20 protein-coding genes are annotated in these 21,403 nt (G+C 73.9%); 9 read left to right on the top strand and 11 right to left on the bottom strand.

The window, feature by feature from the left end; translation table 11 throughout:
* Positions 1-7: 7 nt before the first annotated feature.
* Complete coding sequence (locus ABZ948_RS37010) at positions 8-991, bottom strand: cytochrome c oxidase assembly protein (protein WP_359767230.1); 984 nt, start codon at positions 989-991, stop codon at positions 8-10.
* A gap of 184 nt (positions 992-1,175) precedes the next feature.
* On the opposite strand from ABZ948_RS37010, the gene ABZ948_RS37005 reads away from it, so the two are divergent.
* The gene (locus ABZ948_RS37005) at positions 1,176-1,736 is read left to right on the top strand and encodes a tellurite resistance TerB family protein (protein ID WP_359767213.1); all 561 of its coding nucleotides are present in this window, start codon (positions 1,176-1,178) and stop codon (positions 1,734-1,736) included.
* 25 nt (positions 1,737-1,761) lie between these two features.
* On the opposite strand, the gene ABZ948_RS37000 is transcribed toward ABZ948_RS37005, so the two are convergent.
* Positions 1,762-2,634 carry a serine hydrolase gene (locus tag ABZ948_RS37000; RefSeq protein WP_359767212.1) on the bottom strand — a complete coding sequence of 291 codons (873 nt, stop codon included), beginning with the start codon at positions 2,632-2,634 and terminating at the stop codon, positions 1,762-1,764.
* Entirely contained in the window at positions 2,631-3,581 is a 951-nt protein-coding gene (locus ABZ948_RS36995) for a LysR family transcriptional regulator (protein ID WP_359767210.1), read from the bottom strand. Before ABZ948_RS36995 ends, ABZ948_RS37000 begins: the two co-directional genes overlap by 4 nt.
* A gap of 114 nt (positions 3,582-3,695) precedes the next feature.
* Here ABZ948_RS36995 and ABZ948_RS36990 point away from each other — a divergent pair, with 114 nt between their 5' ends.
* The 4 genes from ABZ948_RS36990 (at position 3,696) to ABZ948_RS36975 (ending at position 7,455) form a co-directional block, all read left to right on the top strand.
* Positions 3,696-5,342 carry a penicillin-binding transpeptidase domain-containing protein gene (locus tag ABZ948_RS36990; protein WP_359767208.1) on the top strand — a complete coding sequence of 549 codons (1,647 nt, stop codon included), beginning with the start codon at positions 3,696-3,698 and terminating at the stop codon, positions 5,340-5,342.
* Positions 5,343-5,424: 82 nt separating this feature from the next.
* The gene (gene bla / locus ABZ948_RS36985; RefSeq protein WP_359767206.1) at positions 5,425-6,369 is read left to right on the top strand and encodes a class A beta-lactamase; all 945 of its coding nucleotides are present in this window, start codon (positions 5,425-5,427) and stop codon (positions 6,367-6,369) included.
* Between the two features lie 44 nt (positions 6,370-6,413).
* A complete protein-coding gene (locus ABZ948_RS36980) occupies positions 6,414-6,776 on the top strand; it encodes a DUF952 domain-containing protein (RefSeq protein ID WP_359767204.1) in 363 nt (120 codons plus the stop codon).
* A gap of 4 nt (positions 6,777-6,780) precedes the next feature.
* Complete coding sequence (locus ABZ948_RS36975) at positions 6,781-7,455, top strand: DUF4328 domain-containing protein (RefSeq protein WP_359767202.1); 675 nt, start codon at positions 6,781-6,783, stop codon at positions 7,453-7,455.
* On the opposite strand, the gene ABZ948_RS36970 is transcribed toward ABZ948_RS36975, so the two are convergent.
* From ABZ948_RS36970 to ABZ948_RS36955, 4 genes are all read right to left on the bottom strand, one after another.
* Positions 7,449-8,333 (bottom strand): putative RNA methyltransferase, encoded by an 885-nt coding sequence (locus tag ABZ948_RS36970; protein ID WP_359767201.1) that lies wholly within the window; start codon positions 8,331-8,333, stop codon positions 7,449-7,451. The two genes, ABZ948_RS36975 and ABZ948_RS36970, sit on opposite strands and share 7 nt — an antisense overlap.
* A gap of 231 nt (positions 8,334-8,564) precedes the next feature.
* Complete coding sequence (locus ABZ948_RS36965) at positions 8,565-10,127, bottom strand: right-handed parallel beta-helix repeat-containing protein (RefSeq protein ID WP_359767199.1); 1,563 nt, start codon at positions 10,125-10,127, stop codon at positions 8,565-8,567.
* 239 nt (positions 10,128-10,366) lie between these two features.
* Complete coding sequence (locus ABZ948_RS36960) at positions 10,367-12,268, bottom strand: glycine-rich protein (RefSeq protein ID WP_359767198.1); 1,902 nt, start codon at positions 12,266-12,268, stop codon at positions 10,367-10,369.
* A gap of 73 nt (positions 12,269-12,341) precedes the next feature.
* Positions 12,342-13,649, bottom strand: a complete 1,308-nt coding sequence (locus ABZ948_RS36955) for a serine hydrolase domain-containing protein (RefSeq protein WP_359767197.1) — start codon at positions 13,647-13,649, stop codon at positions 12,342-12,344.
* A gap of 566 nt (positions 13,650-14,215) precedes the next feature.
* On the opposite strand from ABZ948_RS36955, the gene ABZ948_RS36950 reads away from it, so the two are divergent.
* Complete coding sequence (locus ABZ948_RS36950) at positions 14,216-15,613, top strand: glycoside hydrolase family 43 protein (RefSeq protein ID WP_359767195.1); 1,398 nt, start codon at positions 14,216-14,218, stop codon at positions 15,611-15,613.
* A 186-nt stretch (positions 15,614-15,799) separates the two neighbouring features.
* Positions 15,800-16,162 carry a DUF1304 domain-containing protein gene (locus tag ABZ948_RS36945; protein WP_359767193.1) on the top strand — a complete coding sequence of 121 codons (363 nt, stop codon included), beginning with the start codon at positions 15,800-15,802 and terminating at the stop codon, positions 16,160-16,162.
* Here ABZ948_RS36945 and ABZ948_RS36940 read toward each other — a convergent pair whose 3' ends face one another.
* Both ABZ948_RS36940 and ABZ948_RS36935 read right to left on the bottom strand, forming a co-directional pair.
* Entirely contained in the window at positions 16,163-16,576 is a 414-nt protein-coding gene (locus ABZ948_RS36940) for a DUF5994 family protein (protein ID WP_359767191.1), read from the bottom strand.
* A 195-nt stretch (positions 16,577-16,771) separates the two neighbouring features.
* A complete protein-coding gene (locus ABZ948_RS36935; RefSeq protein WP_359767189.1) occupies positions 16,772-17,623 on the bottom strand; it encodes a hypothetical protein in 852 nt (283 codons plus the stop codon).
* Between the two features lie 127 nt (positions 17,624-17,750).
* Between ABZ948_RS36935 and ABZ948_RS36930 the strand changes: the two genes are divergently transcribed.
* Positions 17,751-18,125 carry a DUF6479 family protein gene (locus ABZ948_RS36930; protein ID WP_359767188.1) on the top strand — a complete coding sequence of 125 codons (375 nt, stop codon included), beginning with the start codon at positions 17,751-17,753 and terminating at the stop codon, positions 18,123-18,125.
* 56 nt (positions 18,126-18,181) lie between these two features.
* Complete coding sequence (locus tag ABZ948_RS36925) at positions 18,182-18,667, top strand: FxLYD domain-containing protein (RefSeq protein WP_359767186.1); 486 nt, start codon at positions 18,182-18,184, stop codon at positions 18,665-18,667.
* On the opposite strand, the gene ABZ948_RS36920 is transcribed toward ABZ948_RS36925, so the two are convergent.
* Together ABZ948_RS36920 and ABZ948_RS36915 are read right to left on the bottom strand one after the other, a co-directional pair.
* Positions 18,661-19,392, bottom strand: a complete 732-nt coding sequence (locus ABZ948_RS36920) for an Ig-like domain-containing protein (protein ID WP_359767184.1) — start codon at positions 19,390-19,392, stop codon at positions 18,661-18,663. The two genes, ABZ948_RS36925 and ABZ948_RS36920, sit on opposite strands and share 7 nt — an antisense overlap.
* A gap of 197 nt (positions 19,393-19,589) precedes the next feature.
* Entirely contained in the window at positions 19,590-21,272 is a 1,683-nt protein-coding gene (locus tag ABZ948_RS36915; RefSeq protein ID WP_359767182.1) for a glycoside hydrolase family 13 protein, read from the bottom strand.
* Between the last annotated feature and the right edge of the window lie 131 nt (positions 21,273-21,403).

The following is a 21,403-nucleotide window of genomic DNA, read 5'->3' as shown; positions in this document are numbered from 1 at the left end:
GGCCGGCTCAGCCGCCCTTCCCCTGCCGCCGCACCCGTTCCGCCACCTCGCCCGTCTCGGTCTCCCACCACGGCCGGACCAGCTCGGGAGCCCCTGCCGCGCCGGCCGTGCGGGCGACCGGCGCGAGTTCGCCGTCCAGACGGGCGTCCAGTACGGCCGTCTGGGCGCGCTCGGCCCGCACCCACTGGGCGAGGACCGTCAACAGGAAGGGCAGCGCGACCAGTTCGGCGATGCCCAGCATGGCGCCGCCGCCGATCTGCTGGTCGTGGAGGACGTCGGGGGACCAGGGCGGCGCGTGGTGCAGGTACCACGCGCCCGCGATCAGCGTGCCGTGCGTCATGACCACCAGCCCCGGGAGCGCGTCGACCACGCCGTCCAGGAAGACCAGGGCCGCCCGCACGGGGTGGGCGCACCAGGCGGGCAGGGCCTGTTCGCGGGTGAGCACCGGGAGGACGAAGAGGCAGCCGGCCGCGAGCAGGTGCAGGTACATCAGCTCGTGCAGCCAGCCCACGCGCAGGGCGGTGGCGAAGTACGGCGTGAAGTAGACGGACAGCTCCGTGGCCAGCACCAGGACCGTACTGACCAGGGGGAACGTCAGCACCCGGACCAGGCGGCCGGTCAGCGCCCGCCGCACCCGCCGCGCCCCGCGCTCGGGCAGTGCCTCGACCGCGAGCCGCAGCGGGTCGCCGAGGGCGAGGCCCAGCGGCGCGAGCAGGTCGAGCCCGACGTTCTGCACGGCGGCGGGCCAGAACAGCTCGTGGTCGTAGACGGCCAGGCCGGACATCGTGGCCACGACGACGGTCCCCAGCCCGAGCACCACGAAGGCGGCGAGCCGGCCGAGCGGCCAGGTCCCGCCCCGCCCGCGCACCCGCGCCACACCCCACACGTAGAGCCCGCCCAGCGCCACGACCAGCACCAGCGCGGGGACGTCCCACCGCCACGACCCCAGCAGCCGCCCGACGGTCGGCTCCGGCAGATATCCGCCCACGATGTTCCCCGCCCTTCCCTGTCGGCCTGTCGGCCTGTCGGCCAGGGCGGACGGTAGCCGCGGAAGGTCAATCCAGGGTGAGAAGGACTCGTTTTGCGGAACCTTTGCCCGGGGGCCGGGCGTTGGACGGGTGTGCGCGCGTGAGCGAGTGCGCCAGTTGATGCTGACGAATACCGAGGTGGCGGCAATGGCAGTGTGGGACCGGCTCAAGGACCAGGCCAAGGCTCTCCAGCAGGGTCAGGCCGGGCGAGGCGCGACGACCGGCGGGCACAGTGGCGGACACGGCGGGTCGAGGCCCGGCGGCGGGAGCAAGGCCCAGCTGGTCGGCCTGCTGAAGACGCAGCTCGGCTCGCTGAAGAACGAGTTGAAGAGCGGTGCCTACCGGGACGCGAGCATGGCGGTGTGCGCCCTGGTCGCGGCGGCCGACGGTCAGGTGGATCCGGCCGAGCGGCAGCAGGTCGAGTCGATGATCCTGAGCAACGACGTCCTGCAGAACTTCCCGCCGGAGCAGCTGCGCCAGCGCTTCAACAAGCACGTGGACCAGCTCACCCACAACTTCCAGCACGGCAAGGCCGAGGCGATGCAGGAGATCGCCAAGGCCGCCAAGAAGCCGACCGAGGCCCGGGCGGTGATCCAGACCGGCATGGTCATCGCCGGTGCCGACGGCCACTTCTCCCAGGCCGAGGCGATGGTCCTGCGCGAGGCCTGCGCGGCGCTGGGGGTGAACCCGGCCGAGTTCCAGCTCTGAGCGAGCGGCGGACCGCCCGGCGCGCTCAGGGGGCGCGCAGGGCGTCCACGGCCAGGCGGGCCGCCGTGCCGATGACGGCGTCGGCGGCGGGCAGCAGCGCGGAGGTGCGGGCCGTGCGCGTGAAGACGGCGACGGCGTAGCGGCCCCCGTCGGGGTACTCGACGACGCCGACCTCGTTGCGCACGGTCGGCAGGCTGCCCGTCTTCCCCGCGACGTGCACGTCGTCGAAGGGGAAGCCGGAGGCCATGCGGTGCGGCCACACCTGGAGCCCCAGGAGGCGGCGGACGGCCGCGCCGTGCTCGGGCGGGCACGCCTCGTCGCGCCAGACGGCGGCGAGCAGCCGGGTCATGTCGCGCGGGGTGCTGCGGTTGGTGCGGGCCGGGTCGAGCGCGCGGAGCCGGGTGACGACGTGCGGGTCGGCGAGCGCCCCCGCGCCACCGGGCCCGGCGTCCTCCTTGATGGTGGCGAGGAGTTCGCCGAAGGTGTGGACGGCGCGGGTGCGGGTGAGGCCGAGCCGGGCCGTGGTGCGGTTGACGGCGTCGAGACCGACGCGCCCCAGCAGCAGGTCGGCGGCGGCGTTGTCGCTGACGGACATCATCAGGTACGCGAGGTCCCGCAGGGACAGCCGGGCGCCGTCGAGCATGGCGGCGAGTCCGGTCGGGCCGGTGGTGCGGCCCTCGGGCGGGCAGTCCACCTGCTCGGTGAGGTCCAGGGTCCCCGCCGCGGCCTGCTCGTGTAGCGCGACGAGCAGACACAGCTTGTGGACGCTGGCGGTGCACACCGGCTGGTCCGCACCGGCGTCGAGCTGCGCGCCGGTGTCGATGTCGACGGCGTGCAGCCGGCCGGTGACCCCGGCGTCGGCGAAGGCCGCGTGGATGCGGGCGAGGGCGTCGGTCACAGCCAGTACTCCGAGGCCGGGCGCAGATGGAGCGGGCGGGAGGGCAGGTCGGGGGTCGCGCCGGCGGTGGTGCGCAGCGCGTGCGTCGCGGCCCCGGCGAAGGCGGCCACGGCGGGGTCACCGCGCCCCTCGGGCCAGGCGACGGAGTGCCGCAGGGCGAGCGGGGCCCCGGTGAGAGGGCGCCAGACGACGCCGGAGGCGGGGCCCTGGCCGGGGTCCCCCGCCCCGTCGCCGTGCGCGTCACGCGGGCCGAAGGCCACGGCCCCTGCCGACAGCACCAGTCCGCGGACGAAGCTGGCGCCCTGGGCGTGGCGTACGGCGGTCGGGGTGTAGCCGTTGCGGGCGCAGGTGGTGAGCAGGTCGTCGTAGACGGCGGGGGCGGCGGGCCGGGGGAAGAGGATCAGGTCATGCCCGGTGAGGGAGGCGAGCGGGACCTCCTCCAGCCCGGCCGCCGCCGCGTCGCCCGGCAGCAGCACGCCGAGTTCGCGGCGCAGCACCGGGCCGAGCTCCAGGCCGGAGACGTCGCAGGGGTGGTGGATCAGCCCGACGTCCAGCTCGTGCGCGGCGAAGGCGGCCAGTTGCTGGGCGGTGGACAGCTCGTGCAGTTCCAGTTCCGGGCCGGCGGCGCTCTCGGTGAAGCCCGCCAGCAGCGCGGCGACCGTCGCGCCGGAGAGGTCCGGGGGCAGCGCGGCCCGCAGCAGGCCGGTCTCGCCGTCGCGGATGCGGCGCGCGGTGGCCATCAGCGCCTCGGAGCGGGCCAGCACCTCGCGGGCCTCGGCCAGCAGCAGCGCCCCGGCCTCGGTGATGGTGACCTGACGGCTCGTGCGCTCGAAGAGGCGGACGCCCAGGTGCTTCTCCAGGCGCTGGATGCGCTGCGAGAGGGGCGGCTGGGCCATGCCCAGGCGAGCCGCGGCACGGCCGAAGTGTGACTCTTCTGCAACAGCCACGAAGCACTCCAGGTGCCGTACCAGGTCCACGAGCAGCGATCATATCGACTGGATATTGATCCGACATCGATACCGGTCTTGGACAGGATGCCGAGCCGCTGCTGTCCTCGGCGCATGGACACTCATGCCGACCACACGGGCGTCACCACCGGCACACCACAACCGGGACCGCGCCGCAGGACCCTGCGGGCCGCCGTCGCCGGCGCGGTGGTGCTGGCCGCCATCGCGGGCGGGGCGTACGCGGCCGGGCTCGGGCCGTTCGCGCGGGACACCGGGCCCGACCCGGCGGCGGGGAAGCAGGCCCGCGCGTTCCTCGCCGACTGGGCCGCCGGCCGCATGCCGAGCGCGGCGGGCCGTACCACCAGCCCCGGTACGGCCGAGCGCGTGCTGGACAGCTTCACCGCCGGACTCGACATCGACGGGCCCGAGCTCACGGCCGGGTCCCCGGCCGAGGCCGAGAACGGCGCGGTCACCGTCCCGTTCACCGCCAGGATGCCCGTCACCGGCCTCGGCACCTGGACGTACAAGTCCGAACTGCCGCTGCGCGAGCAGGGCGACGGCACCTGGAAGGTGGACTGGACGCTGTCCCTCGTCCACCCGCGCCTGAGCGACACCGAGAAGTTCCGCCTGGAACGGGAGGAGACCAGGCCCCCCGAGGTCACCGACCGGCAGGGGACGACCATGACCGGCGAGGCCTACCCGTCCCTCGCGCCCCTCATGACCCGGCTCGGCGGAAGCGACGGCACCGGCTCGGGCGCGCGCGGCGCGATCCGCCTGGTCGACCGGGCCACCGGGAAGGTGGAGCGCACGGAGGCCACCTTCGGCGCGCGGACCGTCCGGGACGACGGCCCCGTCCGCACGACCCTCGACTCCGACTGGCAGTCCGCCGCCGAGAAGGCCCTCGCCGCCCACGCCGACGGCAAGAACGCCGCGCTCGTCGCCCTGCGCATCAGCGACGGCGAGATCCTGGCCGTCGCCAACTCCCCGTCGTCCGGCTTCAACCGCGCCCTCTCCGGCACCTACGCGCCCGGCTCCACCTGGAAGGTCGTCACCAGCAGCGCCCTGCTGCTCAAGGACGCCGTCGCACCGGACGACGTGGTGGACTGCCCCAAGTACCTCACGGTGGGCAAGCGGTTCCAGAACGTGGAGCTGTCCGAGCATCCGGGCGCCACCTTCCGCAAGGACTTCACCGAGTCCTGCAACACCGCCTTCATCAGCCTGCGCGACCGGCTCGACGACGGGGAGCTGGGCGACGTGGCCCGCACCTACTTCGGCGTCGGCCAGGAGTGGCACATCGGGGCTCCCTCGTACGACGGTTCGGTGCCGGTGCCGAAGGACGAGACGGAGAAGGCCGCCTCGATGATCGGGCAGGGGCGGGTGCAGGCCAACCCGCTGATCATGGCGTCCGTCACCGCGACGGCCGTCTCCGGCACCTTCCACCAGCCCTCGCTCACCGACGGCACCGAGGACACGACCGACACGACGCCGCTGCCGAAGGACGTCGTCACGCGGCTGCGCGAGATGCTGCGGGCCACCGTCACCGACGGCACGGCGAAGATCCTCGCCGATCTGCCCGGCGAGATCGGCGCCAAGACCGGCACCGCCGAGGTGTCCGACGACCAGGACAACAACGGCTGGCTGGTCGCCCACCGCGGCAATGTCGCCGTCGCCTGCGTCGTCGAGGAGGGCGTCACCGGCGGCGGCTCCGCCGGGCCGGTCGTCCGGGGCCTGCTGGCCGCCGTGCCCGGCGACCCCGAGTGACGGCGAGGGAGACCGCAGTGGCAACCGCAACGACAACCACAGTGACACCGCAGTGACAACCGCAGTGAAAGGAGCATCCCGCATGTCCGCCGACCGGTCCGCCTCCACCCGCCGCGCCTTCCTGGCCGCCGCGGCCCTGCTCCCCCTCGCCGGCTGCGGCACGGACGACCCGCCCGCCGGCCGCGCGGGCCGGTCCGCCCCGGCCACCCGGTCCGCCCCGGCGCCGAGCCGCCCGCCGGTGCACCGCCCCCGGCTGGCGGACCTGGAGCGCGCCCACGGCGCCCGGATCGGCGTCCACGCCCTCGCGACCGACACCGGCGCCACGGTCGTGCATCGCGCCGACGAGCGCTTCGCGTTCTGCTCGACCTTCAAGGCCCTGGCCGCCGCGGCGGTCCTGCACCACCGCTCCCCGCACGACCTGGACCGGCGCGTCACCTACACCCGGGCCGACCTGCGCTCCACCACCCCGATCACCGGCAGGCACCTCGCGACCGGCATGACCCTGCGCCAACTCTGCGACGCGGCGGTCCGCTTCAGCGACGGCGCGGCCGGCAACCTGCTGATGCGCGACATCGGCGGCCCCGCGGCACTCACCGCCTACCTGCGCCGACTCGGCGACGAGGTCAGCCGCATGGACCACTACGAGCCCGAACTGCACGACGTCCCGCCGGGCGACCCCAGCGACACCACCACCCCGCGGGCCATCGCCGCCGACTTCCACCGGCTCCTGCTGGGCACCGCCCTGCCCGCCCGCGACCGCGCGCTGCTCATGGACTGGCTCTCCCGCAACGCGACCACCGTCGGCGCCCGCCGCATCCGGGCCGGCCTCCCCCGGGACTGGAAGGTGGCCGACAAGACCGGCACGGGCGACTACGGCCGGGCCAACGACATCGCGGTCGTCCACCCGCCCCGCGCCGCACCCCTCGTCCTGGCCGTGATGACCGACCGCCCCGGCCGCGACGCCGAGCCCTCGGACGCCGTGATCGCCGAGGCGACCCGGCGGACCGTCGCCGCGCTCGGCCTGTGAGGAGGTCGATGACGGGCTCGGGGCCGGGGTCTATAACGGGGGCCATGATCTATCACGTCGTACCGCACACCGACTGGAACGCCGCCCCCGACCGGCCCTACGCCCCCGCCTCCCTCGCCGAGGAGGGCTTCGTGCACTGCTCCCCCGACGAGGCGACCACGCTGGCCGTCGTCAACGCCTTCTACCGGGACGCGCCCAGGCCGCTGCTGGTCCTCGCCCTCGACGAGACGCGCCTCACCGCGCGCGTGGAGTGGGAGGCGGCGGCCCCCGCCCCGCCGCCCGGCGTCGGCGGCGACACCCTGTTCCCGCACGTCTTCGGCCCCCTGAACCGGGACGCGGTCGACCACGTCCTGGAGGTGCGGTGGGACGGGGCGGGCACGGCCTCGGACATGAGTACGACAGGATGAGCGGGTGACCGATCAGGAAACCCCCCTCGCCGCCCCCGCTCCCGCCCTGCGCCCGACCCGCGGCGCGGCCCACTGTGCCGTCGTGGGGCTCGGGCTCGCCTCGGTCGCCTGGGCGGCCCGGGCGGTCTGGCACGTCCGGCTCGCCCTGGCCGGGCAGCCGGCGTCCGGCCCGCCGGACCAGGGCGGCGGCGTGCACCGCCCCCTGACCGCCCTGGAGGACTCCTACCACCTGGTCGCGTCCCTGGGCAGCGCCGTCACGGCCGCCTGCGCGATCGCGTTCCTGCTCTGGCTGGACCGCGTGCGGGACAACGCCCGGGCCCTGTCGGGCACGGAACCGCGCTACGGGTACCACTGGCTCTTCCTGGGCTGGATCGTGCCCGTCGTGAACCTGTGGATACCCCGGGGCATGGTCGCGGACGTCCACCGGTCGGTCTTCCCCGACCGGCGGCTGCCCCTCGTCGTGAACTGGTGGTGGGGCCTGTGGCTGGCCGGCCTGACCGGCGGGGTGGGGCTCGTCTACGCCGACTCGAACGACGAGGTCATCGCCCGCGCCTACTCCGGCGTGCTGCCCCTGCTCGCCGCCGACCTGGTGCTCGTCGCCGCGGCGGTGGCCGCCGCCCTCATGGTCCGTACGCTCACGGCGGCGCAGCAGGAGCACATCGCCCGCAGGGGTTACTGACCGGACCGGCGGGGCCGGTGCACCGACACCAGGAACGAGGCGGTCACCCGCACCGGTGCCCCCAACCCGGAGACCCGGTGCCGCAGTTCCTCCGGGCCGAGGTGGTGGGCGGTGGGGGTCATGGCCACGAGGCTGGTGACGTCCTCGGGCGTGAGGGTCATGACGTACTCCAGCGGCTCCGCGCGGCCGGGCCGGAAGGCCGCCGACAGGGTCCGGCGCAGGCGTTCCTCCTTCCTGGCGTCGACCGCCAGCAGCCCGAGCGGCTCGTGCAGTTCGCGCAGGTGCCGGCCGGTGGGCGTGACGACGAGCAGGGCGCCGTCCGGGCGCAGGACCCGGTGGAACTCCGGGCCGTTGCGGGGCGCGAACACATTGAGCAGGAGGTGGGCGCTGCCGGTGCGGACGGGCCACGGCCGCCAGACGTCCCAGCCGGCGGCCTCCGCGCGGGCATGGGCACGGGCCGTGGCGCGCAGGGCGGCGGCGGAGGTGTCCAGACCGATGCCCAGGGCCCCGGGGAGGGCGTCCAGGACGGCGGACAGGTAGTGGCCGGTGCCCGCGCCGGCGTCGAGGACGGTGGCGTCGGGCGGGGCCAGTTCGGTGGCGAGGTCCGCGAGGGTGCGGGCGAGCGGGTCGTAGTGCCCGGCGCCGAGGAAGGCGGCGCGGCACCGGACCATGTCGGCGGAGTCGGCGCTCGTGGCCCGCGACCGGCCGGTCAGCAGACTGACGTAGCCGTGGCGGGCGAGGTCGAAGGTGTGCCGGCCGGGGCAGCGCAGGGCGCCGTCGGCGCGTTCGAGTCCGGCTCGGCACAGGGGGCAGGTCAGGATCGTCAGCAGCCGGTCGGACGGGCGGCGCCGGCCGGTGCCCGTGGGCAGGGGTGGCATGGGTGCTCCTCGGAGCGCGGCACGGCGCGACGGGTCGCGGGGCCGCGCGGGCGGTGGACGGTGAGTCGTCGGCGCCCGCGTCCGGCCGCGACACCCTCGGCGGGGTATCGGCGGCGGCCGGTGGCGGACACGCCGAGGACGGCGACGTGAGCGGTCCACGTCGCCGTCCTCACCGCCGCGTCAGAGGAAGCAGTGCGGCAGGGCGTTGCATGCCAGAGCCATGCGTCCAGACTACTGGGCGCCGCCGAACGTCACCACGAGCCGCCCGTCCGGGGCGAAGGACCAGCGCAGGGCACCGGCGTAGGAGGAGCAGCGGGAGCCGTTCGTGCCGGACCAGAACTGGTTCGAGCTGTCGGCGTCGCCGATGATCCGGTCGTTGGAGCCGCTGTCGCACGAGGTGTTGGTGCGGAACACCGACTTGCTGCCGGAGTCGAAGTTGAAGTTGCGCTGCTCGTTGCCGACGCCGACGTTGTCCGAGATCTGCATCGTGCCGGTGTTGCGGTTGTAGGTGAAGCCGTGCTTGCCGTTGCCGTAGGCGATGTTGCGCCGCACGACGTGGGGGACGGCGATGTCCTCGCCGCCGAGCTTGTAGCCGTTGCGGTCGCCGTTGCCGGCCTGGGAGCCGTCGCTGAGGGTGCCGTTGCCGAAGGCGAGGGAGTCCTCGATGGTCACCGCGCCGATGGGGCCGGTGTCCGACTTGGTGTACAGGTCGTAGCCGTCGTCGATGTTGTGGTGGGCGACGGTGTAGCGGAAGACGTTGCCGGGGCCGACGGTGAGCTTCGGGGCGAAGCCGTCGGCGTCCTCGCCGTCGGAGTCGGCGTTGTCGTGCGACTCGGCGCTCAGGATGAGGTTGTGCGACGGCCACTGGTCCTTCGGCGTGCTGGAGAGCGCGCGCGAGAGCTGGAGTCCGGAGTCGCGGTTGAAGCGGGTCACCGTGCGCTCGATGACGTTGTTGCTGCCGCTGAGGAAGATGCCGTTGTCACCGGCCCGTTGGACGACGACGCCCTTGACGTGCCAGTACGAGGCGTTGACGGCGAGGCCCCGGTTGGCCGGGTCCTCGCTCTGGGCGGAGAAGTCGAGGACGGGGGTCTCGCCCGGGTAGGCGAACAGTTCCGTGCGGTCGCCCGCCGTGCCGTTCCTGCCCGCCGGGATGGTGACGGTCTGCGTGTGGCGGTAGGTCCCGCCGCGCAGGTAGATGGTGCCGCCGGCGGCGACGCGGCCGATCGCCGAGGTGAGGGTCGTCGGGGCGGACTGGGTGCCGGCGGCGCCGTCGGTGCCGTTCGGCGCGACGTACAGGACCGGGCCGGTGGGCTGCGGTTCGCTGCCGGCCGTCTCGACGTCGAGGTAGTCGACGTTGGGCAGGCCGGCGGAGGTGGTCGGGCCGAGCCGGACGGTGTTGGCGCCCGCCCGCACCGGCACGGTGAGCGTCTTGGTGGCCCAGGTGCTCCACGCGCCGGTGCCCTCGAAGGAGGCCGTGCCGGCCGTCGTGCCGTTCACGATGATGTTCGCGGGCCGTGCGGTGGTCGTGCCGTTGGCGAAGCGGATGTGCAGCGTCGCCGTGCCGGCCGCGGCCGCGTTCACCGTGAACTGGGCGTAGCCGCCGGTGCCGTTGTCGCCGTTGCAGAAGCCGCTGCCGGAGAAGCCGGCCCAGTCCGAGTCGATGGTGCCCGTGCAGACCGCCGGCGAGGTCTCGGCCTCGTACCGGGTGGTCGCCGCCTGGGCCGGCGGGCCGGACACCGCGACGAGGGTGGCGGCCAGCAGGCCGACGGACGCGATCACTGGTCTCAGTTGCATCGTTCGTCTCATCGTTCGTCTCCGATAGGTGGGGTGCCGAACGGGGGGGCAAGCGCTTTCTGGCCGCAACGTAAGAGCCTGCCGTGGACGCGTCAATAGACCGGTACATGATTTCAATTCATGAACATGAACCCGAGAGGCGGGAATCAGCCACCCGGAACGCCGACTGCCCGCACCCGGCGAACCGGGTGCGGGCAGTGAACTGACGCTACGTCAGGCGCGGTCGCGCCGGCCGGGCATCAGCCGTTGTCGCGGGAGCGGAGCCGCAGGCGCGGCCCGAACCGGAAGGCCGCGAAGCCCACCGCGGCCAGACCCGCCGCCGCCGCGAGCAGCAGGCCGATGCCGCCGGCGCCCGTGGAGGCGAGGCTGCCGGAGTCGAGGTTCGTCGACGTGCCGCCCGTGCTGGAGCCGCCGGTGCCGCCGGTCGTGCCGGAGGTGTCCGCGCTGCTGCTGGGCGAGGGGCTCGGGGTCACCGAGGGGCTCGGGGAGCCGGAGGGGTCCGGGCTCGGGTCGCCGGAGCCGTCACCGGCGACGACCTCGACGGCGAACTGGGCCGTGGCGTCGCCGACCGACGCGGCGACGGTGTAGGTGCCCGTGCCCTCGCCGGCGGTCAGGGCCGGGGCCGTGGCCTCGCCCTGCTCGTCGGTCTTCACGCGGACGACCTGCTCGCCGCCCTCGAAGCGGGGCGCGTCCTCGCTGTCGTCCTCGACGCGGAACTCGACCTCCGTGCCGGCCGGTGCCGCGGCGCCGGACTTGACCACCTTGGCCGTCAGGGCCTCGGCGAAGTCCTCGCCCTGTTCGGCCCGCTGGTCGTCACCGCCCGCCACGGACACGACGTAGGCCGACTTCTTCACCGTCACGGTGAAGACCGTCGACACACCGTCGACCTCCGCGCGGATCGCGAACTCGCCCTCACGGGAGCTGCCGCCCGACTCGATCAGCGGGGACTGGGCACGGCCGCGCGCGTCGGTCGGCACGGCCAGCTTCGTGGTGTCGGCACCGCCCTTGAGGTAGAAGTAGGCGCCCAGCTTGTCCGGGTCCTCGATGGTGAAGGTGACGGAGGCGTTCTCCACCGGGTTGCCCGCCTTGTCCCGCGCCACCACGGCCACCGGGTCGGCGCCGCCGCCCGGCTGCGTGGTCTGGCCGGCGCCGGAGACCTGGACCAGCTCCGCGATCGCGGGGGTCTTCCACTGGAAGACGACACGGCCGTGTCCGGAGCGGTCGGTGTTGACGCCGCCCTCGCCGATCCCGCCGCGCACCGGCTCGCCGGAGCTCTGCCAGAACGGGTCGTCCTTCGCGGCGGGCACCGTGCGGTTGCCGCTGAGCAGACGGGCGCCGGTCACCCGGTCCGGGTCGACGTAGCTGCTGCCGCCCCCGCCGCTGCCGACCGTACCGCGCTCCTCGTCCGCGCCGCCGCCACCGCCGCCGCCCGCGTAGCCGGCGCCGCCGCCCCCGCCTTCGCCGCCGGAACCGGAGCCGCCCGTACCGCCCTTGCCGCCGCCGGACGCGTCGGCGCCCGAGGAGCCGTTGCCGCCGCCCGCGCCGCCGGCGTCACCGGCCGCGCCCTTGCCGCCGCGCTCGGACTCGGTGTCGTCCTGGCCGCGCTCACCGCCGCCGGGGCCGCCCTGGCCGGTCTCGCCGTAGCCGTACCCACCGCCGCCGCCACCGGCGGCGATGAGCAGCGGCGTGCCGTTGCTCGTGCGGACGCCGCTGCTGTTGCCGCCGACGGCGGCGTTCTTGCCGCCGCCCTTGCCGCCGAGCGCGTCACCGAAGCCCTGCACACCGACCGCGACCGACAGCCGCTCCCCGGGCGTGACGCTGAGCGCGCCCGCGGTGTAGCCGCCCGCGCCGCCGTTGGCGTGGGGATTGCTCTCGCCGCCCTGGCCCCAGGCCCGCACGTCCAGCGTCGTGACGCCGGCCGGGACCTGGAACTCCTCGCGGGCGCCGGTCGGATCGAAGAGCCGGCACCCGGAGAAGCCCGCCGTCGGCGTGCAGGTCTTCCCGGCGAGCACCTCGCTGCCGGCGGCCGTGGCGGCCGGCGCGCCCGCCAGGGCCGTGCCGGCCGTCAGGGCCACGAAGGCCAGCGCGGCCGCGCCGCGCCGGAACGGGGCGCGGCGCAGCACAACGGAATCGTGATGCATCAAGGAAACTCCCCAACTCGTCACAAGCTCCCCCCCTGGGAGCCAGACATCGCTCGATCAGAATCGAACAAGACTAATGAGACACCTGATCAAACTTGAGGCTGCTGGTCAACTGAGAATGGTCGGTTCCGGGCAGCAGTTCGGACAGCGCGCTCCGGGCGTCCCGCGTCGCGGGAGCGGCCGTGCCGGTGTCCGGGCAGAGGGCGCGGACGACGTGCCGGGTCAGGGCGTCGTCGATCGGGTGCGGCAGCGGGCGGCCGTTCTCGTCGAGGCTCTCGTACTTCATCAGGTTCTGCGCGAAGGCGACCTGACGCTCGCCGTCCTCGCTGGTCAGGGCGAACGTGCCGGCGCCGAACACCGCTCCGCTGTGGCCCCAGAAGCGGCCGCAGCCGGGCAGTTCCACCGTGTAGATGCCGAGGCCGTACTCCATGCCGCTCACGCGGACCGTGCGCATCATCTCGCCGAGGGCGGCCTCGCCGACCAGCTTCCCGTCGAGCAGGGCGCGGTAGAAGCGGTTCAGGTCGTCCATGGTGGACACGACCGCGCCCGCCGAGCGGATCCAGGACATGTCGTAGACGCTGTAGTCGCGGGGCGGGTCGATCAGGCCGTACAGCGCCTCGTACATGCGCGGGTGCGGGCCCTTGATGTACGGCGTGCGCGGCAGGTACGTGTGGCGCAGCCCGGCCCGGTCGATGACGTGGCGGGTGACGTACGCGTCGGCGTCCTGGCCGGTGACCTTCTCCAACAGCAGTCCGGCGATGACGTAGTTGGTGTTGGAGTACGTCCCCGGCACCTCGCCCGGGCGGCCGGTGGCGGGCGCGTCGAGGCCCAGCCGGACCAGTTCCCCGGCCGGGACGGAGCGGAAGCGCTCCTCGTCGAGGCTGGCCGGCGAGTTCTGCAGGAGGGAGGGGAAGGCGGGTATCACGTGGTCGCCGATCCCGCTGGTGTGGTTGAGCAGCATCCGGACGGTGATCTCCCGGCCGCGCTCGCCGGGTATCAGGTCGGGGAGGTAGTCGGCGACGGGCGCGTCGAGCCGGATCCGGCCGCGCTCCACCTGCTGGAGCACGGCGACGGCGGTGAAGGTCTTGCTGATGCTGCCGACCCGCTGCCGCATGCCCGGTGCGACGGGGCGTCCGGTGGCCACGTCGGCCAGCCCGGAGGCGCCCCTCCACCGCTCGCGGCCGTCCCGCACGGCGGAGAAGACGCCGTACATGCCCGCCTCGTGCGCGGCGTCCAGCGACTCCTGCAGCGCGGCCCCGTCCAGCGAGGTGCGGTCTGAGGGTGTGACGGGCGGTGCGGCCTGGGCGGGCGCGGTCAGTAAGGCGGTGGTCGTCAGCAGCGTGGTGCCCAGGACGGTTCCGAGGAGCCGGGCGATGCGCAACGGCCTTCCCCTTCCGTGGTGTTCGAGTACGTGGGAATGCGCGTACTTCTTGTTCGAACAGGTCGGGGATCATCGTCGTGCGGAGCGGGCGGGCCCCACATCCCCCCAGGGGGTGATCGAAAACCGGCCGCGCGTCGGCCGGATCGCTGTCAACGGCCGCCGGATGCGGCCGACTTCACCCCCGTCCCGGCGCTCACTTACCCAGCACCCGCAGCCCGGCCCCGTCACACCGACTGCGGGTCCGCGGCGATGCGCAGGGCCTCCACCAGCTCGCGGTACAGCGCGTCCGTGGCGAGTGGTTCCGCGTGGCCGCCCCGGGTTGCACACCCTGCGCAAGGCCCTCGCGCCATAGGGCCCCGAGCCATGGTGCCCAGCGCCATGGAGCCTTCGGCGACCGGGAGTTCGGGCTGTCCGGGTCATTGACGCCGTGCGGTCGACGGCCCTACGGTCTGGCCGAATTGCCGAACCTTGTTCGATATTTCGAACGAGGATTTCAAACGGCGATTCCACACGCCCTGCCCCCGCACCGCTTCGCTCCGTACCCCCCGACGGAAGGCCGAGCCGCCATGACCTCCCCCCGCAGACCCTCCCGCCGCCACGTCCTCGGCATGGCCGCGACCCTGCCGCTCGCACTCACCACCGATCTGGCCCTGGGCGCCGGCGCGGCCGGAGCGGCGACCGGACCGGCGTACGTGATGGGCTACTTCACCGAGTCGACCAACCTCGGCGCCGGCACCGCCTACGGCCTGCACCTCGCCGTCAGCCTCGACGGCCTGGAGTGGACGCCGCTCAACCAGAACAACCCGGTGGTCACCCCCACCCAGGGCGCGGGCGGCCTGCGCGACCCGTTCATCCTGCGCAAGCAGGACGGCACCTTCGCCGTGCTGGCCACCGACCTCAAGGGCACCGACTGGAACCGCAACAGCCAGTACATCCACGTCTGGGACTCCGCCGACCTGCGCTCCCTCACCGGCTACCGGCTGCTGAGGCTGCACGACATGGCCACCCACAGCTGGGCCCCGGAGGCCTTCTGGGACGCCTCGCGCGGGCAGTACGGGATCGTCTACTCGTCCGTGAACTCCAGCGGCCACAACGTGCTGATGGTCAACTACACGACCGACTTCCGCACGGTCTCAGCGCCCCAGGTCTTCTTCGACCCGGGCTACGACGTCATCGACGGCAGCTTCGCCCTCGGCGTCGGCGGCACGCACTACATGTACTTCAAGGACAGCTCCAAGCAGACCCTGGTCGGCGCCCGCTCCACCACCCTCGCCCCGGGCAGCTGGCAGGTCTTCAGCACGCCGGTGGCCCACGGCGGCACCGAGGCGCCGATCCTCGTGCGGTCGCAGTCCACCGGCACCTGGTACCTCTGGGGCGACACGTACACGCCGAACGGCGTCTTCTACGCCTGGCAGAGCACCGACCTGGCCGCCGGCACCTGGACGCCGGTCGACCAGCGCCGCTACACGCAGCCGCTGAACTCCAAGCACGGCAGCATCGCCCCGCTCACGGGCACGCAGTACGACAACCTCCTCGCGCACTGGGGAGCCCCGGCCTGGAACCGGCTGAAGTCGTACAACCACCCCGACCGCTACGTCCGCCACGCCGGTTTCGCGGGCCGGATCGACCCCTACCCCCTCGACCCGTACGCCGACTCGCAGTGGAAACTCGTCCCCGGCCTGGCCGACGCCTCCGGGGTGTCCTTCCAGTCGGTCAACTACCCGGACCGCTACCTGCGGCACTACAGCTACGCCCTGCGGCTGGACGCCCACGACGGGACGTCGACGTTCGCCCAGGACGCCACCTTCCACAAGGTCGCCGGGCTGGCCGACTCCACGTGGACGTCGTTCCGCTCGCACAACCACCCGACGCGCTATCTCCGCCACTCCGGCTACGCCCTGCGCATCGACCCCGTCGCCACCGCCACCGACCGCGCGGACGCGACGTTCCGGATCGGCCACTGACCCACCGCGCCGGCGGGCGGAAGGCCGGGCCGGGCTCCCGAGCGGCACACGCGGGGACGCGACGGCCCGTGCCCGGCCTTCCACTGCCCGCAATCTCCCATCCGGGACCCCGGACCGCCTCCCGGGACGGCCCGAACGAGAACGGCCCGAACGAGGACGGCGGGGCGGGGCTGCGATGATGCGCGCATGTCGACTCTCGCCACCGTCGCGGTGCTGGCCCTCGCCGCGCTCCACGCCTACATCCTGGTGCTGGAGATGTTCCTGTGGACCACGCCCCGGGCCCGCGCCGCCTTCGGCACCACCGCCGAGTTCGCCGCCGACACCAAGGCCCTGGCCGCCAACCAGGGCCTCTACAACGGCTTCCTCGCCGCCGGACTGGTGTGGGGCGCGGTGGCGTCCGACCCGGTGGGCTTCCAGGTCTCGGTGTTCTTCCTGGTGTGCGTGGCGGTCGCGGGGGTGTACGGCGCCGCGACCGCCAGCCGGAAGATCCTCTTCGTCCAGACCGTCCCGGCGCTGGTCGCACTCGCGCTGGTGCTGATCGCGGAGTAGTCAGGCGCCCTGCTCGACGGCCCGGGCCATGAGGCGGCCGGCCTCCGCCTCCGCCGTGCCGGGCGGTACCACCAGCAGGTCCCAGCGGCCGCGGCCGGGGGCGAGCAGGCAGACGGTGTGCGGGGCGGTCGGCGAGTCCTTCCGGCCCACGTGGACGGGCTGCCCGGCGACGAGCATCCGCTCCGGGCAGGCCGGCCAGGCGTCGCCGTTGACCAGGACGCTGCTGATCCGGCCCCAGGCCCGCGGCAGCACGCCGAGCAGCCCGGGCAGTTCCGCGGCGAGGTCGTAGGAGCGGGGCCACCATGCCCCGTCGATCCGGCGTGCCGTGCGGCCCTGGCGCGGCTGGGCCGCGAGCCGGAGCCGGACCTCGGACGGTGCGGGGAGGGGCGGCGGGGGTGTGGAGGCGGACGTCATCGGGGGCTCCTGCTGCGGACGGGGTGCGTGGCCAGGAGGTGGCGGAGCCGCGAGCCCGGTGTGCGGAGCGGGAGCGTTCGTCGAGCGCCGGGGGCGAGACCGGTTCGGCCACCGGATGCGACATACCCGCGGTTCCTCCACGGTACCCCGCCGGGCGGCGCGGTGGCCGGGGCCGTCCGCGCCGCCCGGTGCCGGTCAGAGGCCGTAGCGGCCCTTCAGATGGCGCCAGAAGTCACGCAGCATCCATGTGTCGAACTCGGTGATCTGCGTGGCGCTGCCCGCCTTCATCAGGAAGCAGCACTGGCCGGTGGGCGTCCAGTCGTAGAAGTCGTCGAGGCCGAAGGTGTGGCCGACCTCGTGCAGGTAGATGTGGATGTTCTCCTGGTTCAGCGCGCCGGTGAAGTACTCCTGGCCCATGCGCTGGCCCCAGTCACCGCCCGCGCCGCCCTGGAAGCCCTTGGTGAGCCAAAGCGACTGGTCGTAGTGGCGGGCGGCGCCGCCCGGGCACTTCGAGTAGTCGCCGTCCTGGTGGAAGAAGCGCCCGCAGTCCGGGGCGCACTGCGGGGCGCCGCCGCCGTCGAGGATGCCGGTGTAGATGTCGACGGAGTTGTCGGTCCACTGCAGGGTGGAGCGGTTCTTCACGGCCCAGCCGACGATGTTGACGGGGACGGTGGTGTACGGCCAGGCGTTGTGCCCCGTGCCGTTCTCCACCATCGCGGACATCCACTTGCCGAACTGCTTCTTCACCGCCGCGTGGATCCGGTCGCGCAGGGCGGCGCTGACCGGGGCGTCGGACTCCCAGCGGACGCAGTAGTTGACGCTGCCCCGGTTGGCCATGACCTGGTCCCAGCCGTAGTTGCGGAAGCCGTAGAGGTTCCCGTAGGTCGACTCGACGTGGTTCCACACCTCGTTCAGGGGCTGGGCGAGGTGCGCGGGCGGGTTCCAGTCGTCGGCGGCCTGGGCCCGGCCGGAGGCCATGCCGGGCGTGGCGAACACGGCCGCCAGCACGGCGAGCACGGTGAGCAACCGCGCGAGATGTCTGCGCATGGTGATCTCCCTGGTGTGGGGGAAGGGGTCTCACCATCCGGTCGTCACCGGCGCCGCACAGGTTGCCCGGCCCTCTCCGTCGGATATTCCGGGCGCTTTATGGCAATCCGTCGGCGATAATCGGAGCATGACTACGGCAACGTACGAAGTGCTGGCGGCGTCGTCAGATCACGCGGTCGCCGTGACCATCGCCTTCATCGGCGGGCTGATCGTGGCCTGCGCGCTGATCTGGGCCGTGCGCGTCGGGATGCGCGTCATGGACAAGGACACCCACCACCCCGACCCCGCCGAGCAGCCGCACCTCCCGGAGACCGGTCCGGTCCGCGAGATGCGGGAGATGCGGGAGCCGGACGAGATGCCGGTCGTGACGCGCGACGGCGAGCGGCTGCTGCCCCACGAGCTGCACCACGCGAGCACCAGGACCGGCAAGGACCAGAAACCGCGGCGCTGGCTGCCCGGATCCAGCGGGTCCTTCGGCGGCGGCGGCCTCGGGCACACGTGATGCGGCCTCGGGCACACGTGGTGCCGTAGGGGCCCGCGGCTTCCCCGGGAGGCGACATGGCTGCCCGCCACCGCACGCGCCGGGCGACGGCAGGGGCGGTGGTGGCGTTCGCCCTGGCCGCCGTGGTCGCGGGCTGCGGCGGCGACAGCCCGGCGGAGACGACCCGCAGGGCGGAGTCGGCGGTCGAGTCGCTCGCCTCGCGGGCCTCCGAGGCGGTGGAGTCGGCGACGGCGGAGGCCGGGCGCCGGCTCGACGACATCAAGGACGGCATCGACGTGAAGGACGACGTGCGGCTCGGCTCCGTCGCGGTCGGCTCCGACGGGCGGGCCCGGGTCGAGGTCACCGTCGCCAACACCGGTGACGCGGCCCGCTCCTTCGCGGTCCAGGTCGACTTCACCGACCCCGGCGGCGGGCTGCTCGACACCGCCGTCGTCACCGTGAACGACGTCCCGGCCGGCGAGTCGGGCACGGTCACCGCGCGCGGCACGCACGACCTGTCCGGGGAGGTCCGGGCGGAGGTGGCCCGGGCGCTGCGCTACTGACCCGCGGCGGCCCCGCCGGCCACGGAGATGTCGATCTGCTCGCTCATGGCGCTCACCCCGTTGAGGGTGGCGACCGCCTGGAGCCGGTTGGCGCCGGGCGGCAGGGCCGGGCCCGGGGTGCACGTCCAGGTGCCGTCGGGGGCGGCGGTGGTCGCGCAGGCCTCGACCTCGTCCTTGTCCCGGACGGTGACCCGGGCGCCCGGATGCGCCGTGCCGGCGATCTCCGGCCGGGTCTCCAGCGGCACCCCGGACAGCGGGCGGAGCAGTGTCGGCGCGGCCAGGCCCACGGTCACCGCACACCGGCCGGCGGCCCGCCGCACGCCCCGCGCGTCGGTGACCCGCAGGTCGCAGTCGCGCAGCCGGGTACCGGGCACGGCGTCCGCGGGCACCGCCAAGACGAAGGGGAACGTGCCGGGCTGCCCGGCGGCGTCGGCGGTGACGGTGTACGTCCCGCTGCGTCCGTCGGCGGCGACCCGGCCCCGGTGGCCGGCCAGGTCGAGCGGCGTGCCCGTCACCCGGGTGCCCCGGGGCGCGGTCAGCGTCAGGGTGGCTCCGGGTCCCGCCTCCGGGACGCCCACGACCTCGACGACGCCCTCCCGGCCGGGCGCGATGGTCGCGGCGCCCCACAGGGCGCCCTCCCGGGCCTGCGCGGGCGCCCCCGCACCCATGAGCACCCCCGCGACGACGGCCCCCGCCACGACTGCTGACCTGCTGGACCTGTTCATCGCGGGCGAGGCTCCCTGTCCGGATACGGCCTGGTCGAAGACGCTCCGCCGACGATCCTCGCGGGCGCCCGGGCGGACGGCACCCGCTGCTGACCCACGCGAGTGGCCCCGCGCCCCGGAAGGGGCGCGGGGAACCGCGCGACCAGCCACGACGCCCCGCACCCGGACGACACCGGCCCCTCACCTCCGGCGGGCCGCTACCTCCCCAGCCACACCGTCGTGTCCGGCCCGAGCAGACCGTCCTGAAGCGGCGCGCTGCTCAGCAGCACCTCACCGGCCGGCAGCGGGACCGGAGCACCGGACAGGTTCGTCACGCAGCGCCAGCCCTCGCAGCGGTCGAACCGCAGGACACCCTCCGGGGCGTCCGTCGCCCAGGTCAGCTCCTCGCCGTCGAGCAGCTTGCGGCGCAACCGCAGGGCCGTGCGGTACAGCTCCAGGGTCGAGCCCTCGACGCCGTCCTGCGCCTCGACGGCGTACGCGGCGAAGCCGGGCGGCTGGGGCAGCCAGGCGCCCCCGGGCCCGAAGCCGTACGAGGGTCCGGTCGTGGTCCACGGCAGCGGCACCCGGCAGCCGTCGCGGCCCTTGCGGACGTGGCCCGTCTGCTCCCAGATCGGGTCCTGGAGCACCTCGGTGGGCAGGTCCGCGACCTCGGGCAGGCCCAGTTCCTCGCCCTGGTAGACGTAGGCCGAGCCGGGCAGCGCCAGCATCAGCAGGGTGGCGGCCCGGGCCCGGCGCAGTCCGGCCGCCTCGTCGACGGCCGGGGCGCGGCCGCCGGAGAGCAGCCAGGCGTTGAGGTCGGTGTCCGGTGGGAGCGTCAGGCGGGAGGCGTGCCGGATCACGTCGTGGTTGGAGAGCACCCAGGTGGCCGAGGCGCCGGCCGCCCGGGCGGTGGCGAGCGAGTCGGTGATGACCTGCCGCAGCTCGTCCGCGTCCCAGCCGGCCTCCAGGTACTCGAAGTTGAAGGCCTGCCCCAGTTCGTCCGGACGGGCGTACAGCGCGCGCCGCGCCCCGGGCACCCACGCCTCGGCGACCGCCATGCGGGGCGGGCGGTAGGCGTCGAGGATCTTGCGCCAGTCGCGGTAGATCTCGTGCACGTCGTCGCGGTCGTAGAAGGGGTGCGTGCCGGGCGGCATCGAGGTGAGTGCCCCCTCGCGGCTCAGCTCGGGCGCGCCGAGGTCGCGCAGCGGTTCGCTCAGGTCCTTGACGAGGGCGTGCGCGACGTCGACGCGGAAGCCGTCGACCCCGCGGTCGGACCAGAAGCGCAGGGTGGTGCGGTAGTCGGCGCGGACCTCCTGGTTCTCCCAGTTGAGGTCGGGCTGTTCGGGCGCGAACAGGTGCAGGTACCACTGGCCGTCGGGCACCCGCTTCCAGGCGCTGCCGCCGAAGACGGACTGCCAGTCGGTGGGCGGGAGTTCGCCGTGCTCGCCGCGGCCGTCCCGGAAGACGTACCGGTCGCGGGCCGCCGAGCCGGGGCCGGCGCGCAGGGCCTCCTGGAACCAGACGTGCCGGTGCGAGGAGTGGTTGGGCACGATGTCGACGATGACCTTCAGGCCGAGGCGGTGCGCCTCGGCGGCCAGGGCGTCGAAGTCGTCGAGCGTGCCGAGGCGCGGGTCGACGCCGCGCGGGTCGGCGACGTCGTAGCCGCCGTCGGCGAGCTCGGACGGGTAGAAGGGGCTCAGCCACAGGGCGTCCACGCCGAGGGCGGCGAGGTGGGTGAGGCGGCGGGTGATGCCGCGCAGGTCACCGAGGCCGTCCCCGTCGGCGTCGGCGAAGCTGCGGGGATAGATCTGGTAGACGACGGCCTGGCGCCACCAGTCGGGATCCCGGGACGACAGGTCGAGGGTGGAGCGATCGGTCACGCGGTCTCCTCTGCAGGGCATACGAGCGACAGCATTAAATCTGTCCAGAATGCCGGAAAGAGGAACCATCACACCGATCGGAGTCATCCGTTCCTGCTGTGATGAAAGTGTGATGAGGGAGCAACTCCCTTTGCATACTCGCAGGTTGACAG

The sequence above is a fragment of the Streptomyces olindensis genome (assembly GCF_040645895.1).
GTDB classification, from domain to species: Bacteria; Actinomycetota; Actinomycetes; order Streptomycetales; family Streptomycetaceae; genus Streptomyces; species Streptomyces olindensis.
This window is presented reverse-complemented; position numbering and strand designations above follow the sequence as displayed.

What these genes read in the sequence shown, in the direction of transcription:
- ABZ948_RS37005 (WP_359767213.1), top strand. Translation starts at nt 1,176, where the DNA reads ATGGCAGTGTGGGACCGGCTCAAGGACCAGGCCAAGGCTCTCCAGCAG.
- ABZ948_RS36990 (WP_359767208.1), top strand. Translation starts at nt 3,696, where the DNA reads ATGGACACTCATGCCGACCACACGGGCGTCACCACCGGCACACCACAA.
- bla (WP_359767206.1), top strand. Translation starts at nt 5,425, where the DNA reads ATGTCCGCCGACCGGTCCGCCTCCACCCGCCGCGCCTTCCTGGCCGCC.
- ABZ948_RS36980 (WP_359767204.1), top strand. Translation starts at nt 6,414, where the DNA reads ATGATCTATCACGTCGTACCGCACACCGACTGGAACGCCGCCCCCGAC.
- ABZ948_RS36970 (WP_359767201.1), bottom strand. Translation starts at nt 8,333, where the DNA reads ATGCCACCCCTGCCCACGGGCACCGGCCGGCGCCGCCCGTCCGACCGG.
- ABZ948_RS36965 (WP_359767199.1), bottom strand. Translation starts at nt 10,127, where the DNA reads ATGCAACTGAGACCAGTGATCGCGTCCGTCGGCCTGCTGGCCGCCACC.
- ABZ948_RS36960 (WP_359767198.1), bottom strand. Translation starts at nt 12,268, where the DNA reads ATGCATCACGATTCCGTTGTGCTGCGCCGCGCCCCGTTCCGGCGCGGC.
- ABZ948_RS36950 (WP_359767195.1), top strand. Translation starts at nt 14,216, where the DNA reads ATGACCTCCCCCCGCAGACCCTCCCGCCGCCACGTCCTCGGCATGGCC.
- ABZ948_RS36945 (WP_359767193.1), top strand. Translation starts at nt 15,800, where the DNA reads ATGTCGACTCTCGCCACCGTCGCGGTGCTGGCCCTCGCCGCGCTCCAC.
- ABZ948_RS36940 (WP_359767191.1), bottom strand. Translation starts at nt 16,576, where the DNA reads ATGACGTCCGCCTCCACACCCCCGCCGCCCCTCCCCGCACCGTCCGAG.
- ABZ948_RS36935 (WP_359767189.1), bottom strand. Translation starts at nt 17,623, where the DNA reads ATGCGCAGACATCTCGCGCGGTTGCTCACCGTGCTCGCCGTGCTGGCG.
- ABZ948_RS36930 (WP_359767188.1), top strand. Translation starts at nt 17,751, where the DNA reads ATGACTACGGCAACGTACGAAGTGCTGGCGGCGTCGTCAGATCACGCG.
- ABZ948_RS36925 (WP_359767186.1), top strand. Translation starts at nt 18,182, where the DNA reads ATGGCTGCCCGCCACCGCACGCGCCGGGCGACGGCAGGGGCGGTGGTG.
- ABZ948_RS36920 (WP_359767184.1), bottom strand. Translation starts at nt 19,392, where the DNA reads ATGAACAGGTCCAGCAGGTCAGCAGTCGTGGCGGGGGCCGTCGTCGCG.
- ABZ948_RS36915 (WP_359767182.1), bottom strand. Translation starts at nt 21,272, where the DNA reads ATGCCCTGCAGAGGAGACCGCGTGACCGATCGCTCCACCCTCGACCTG.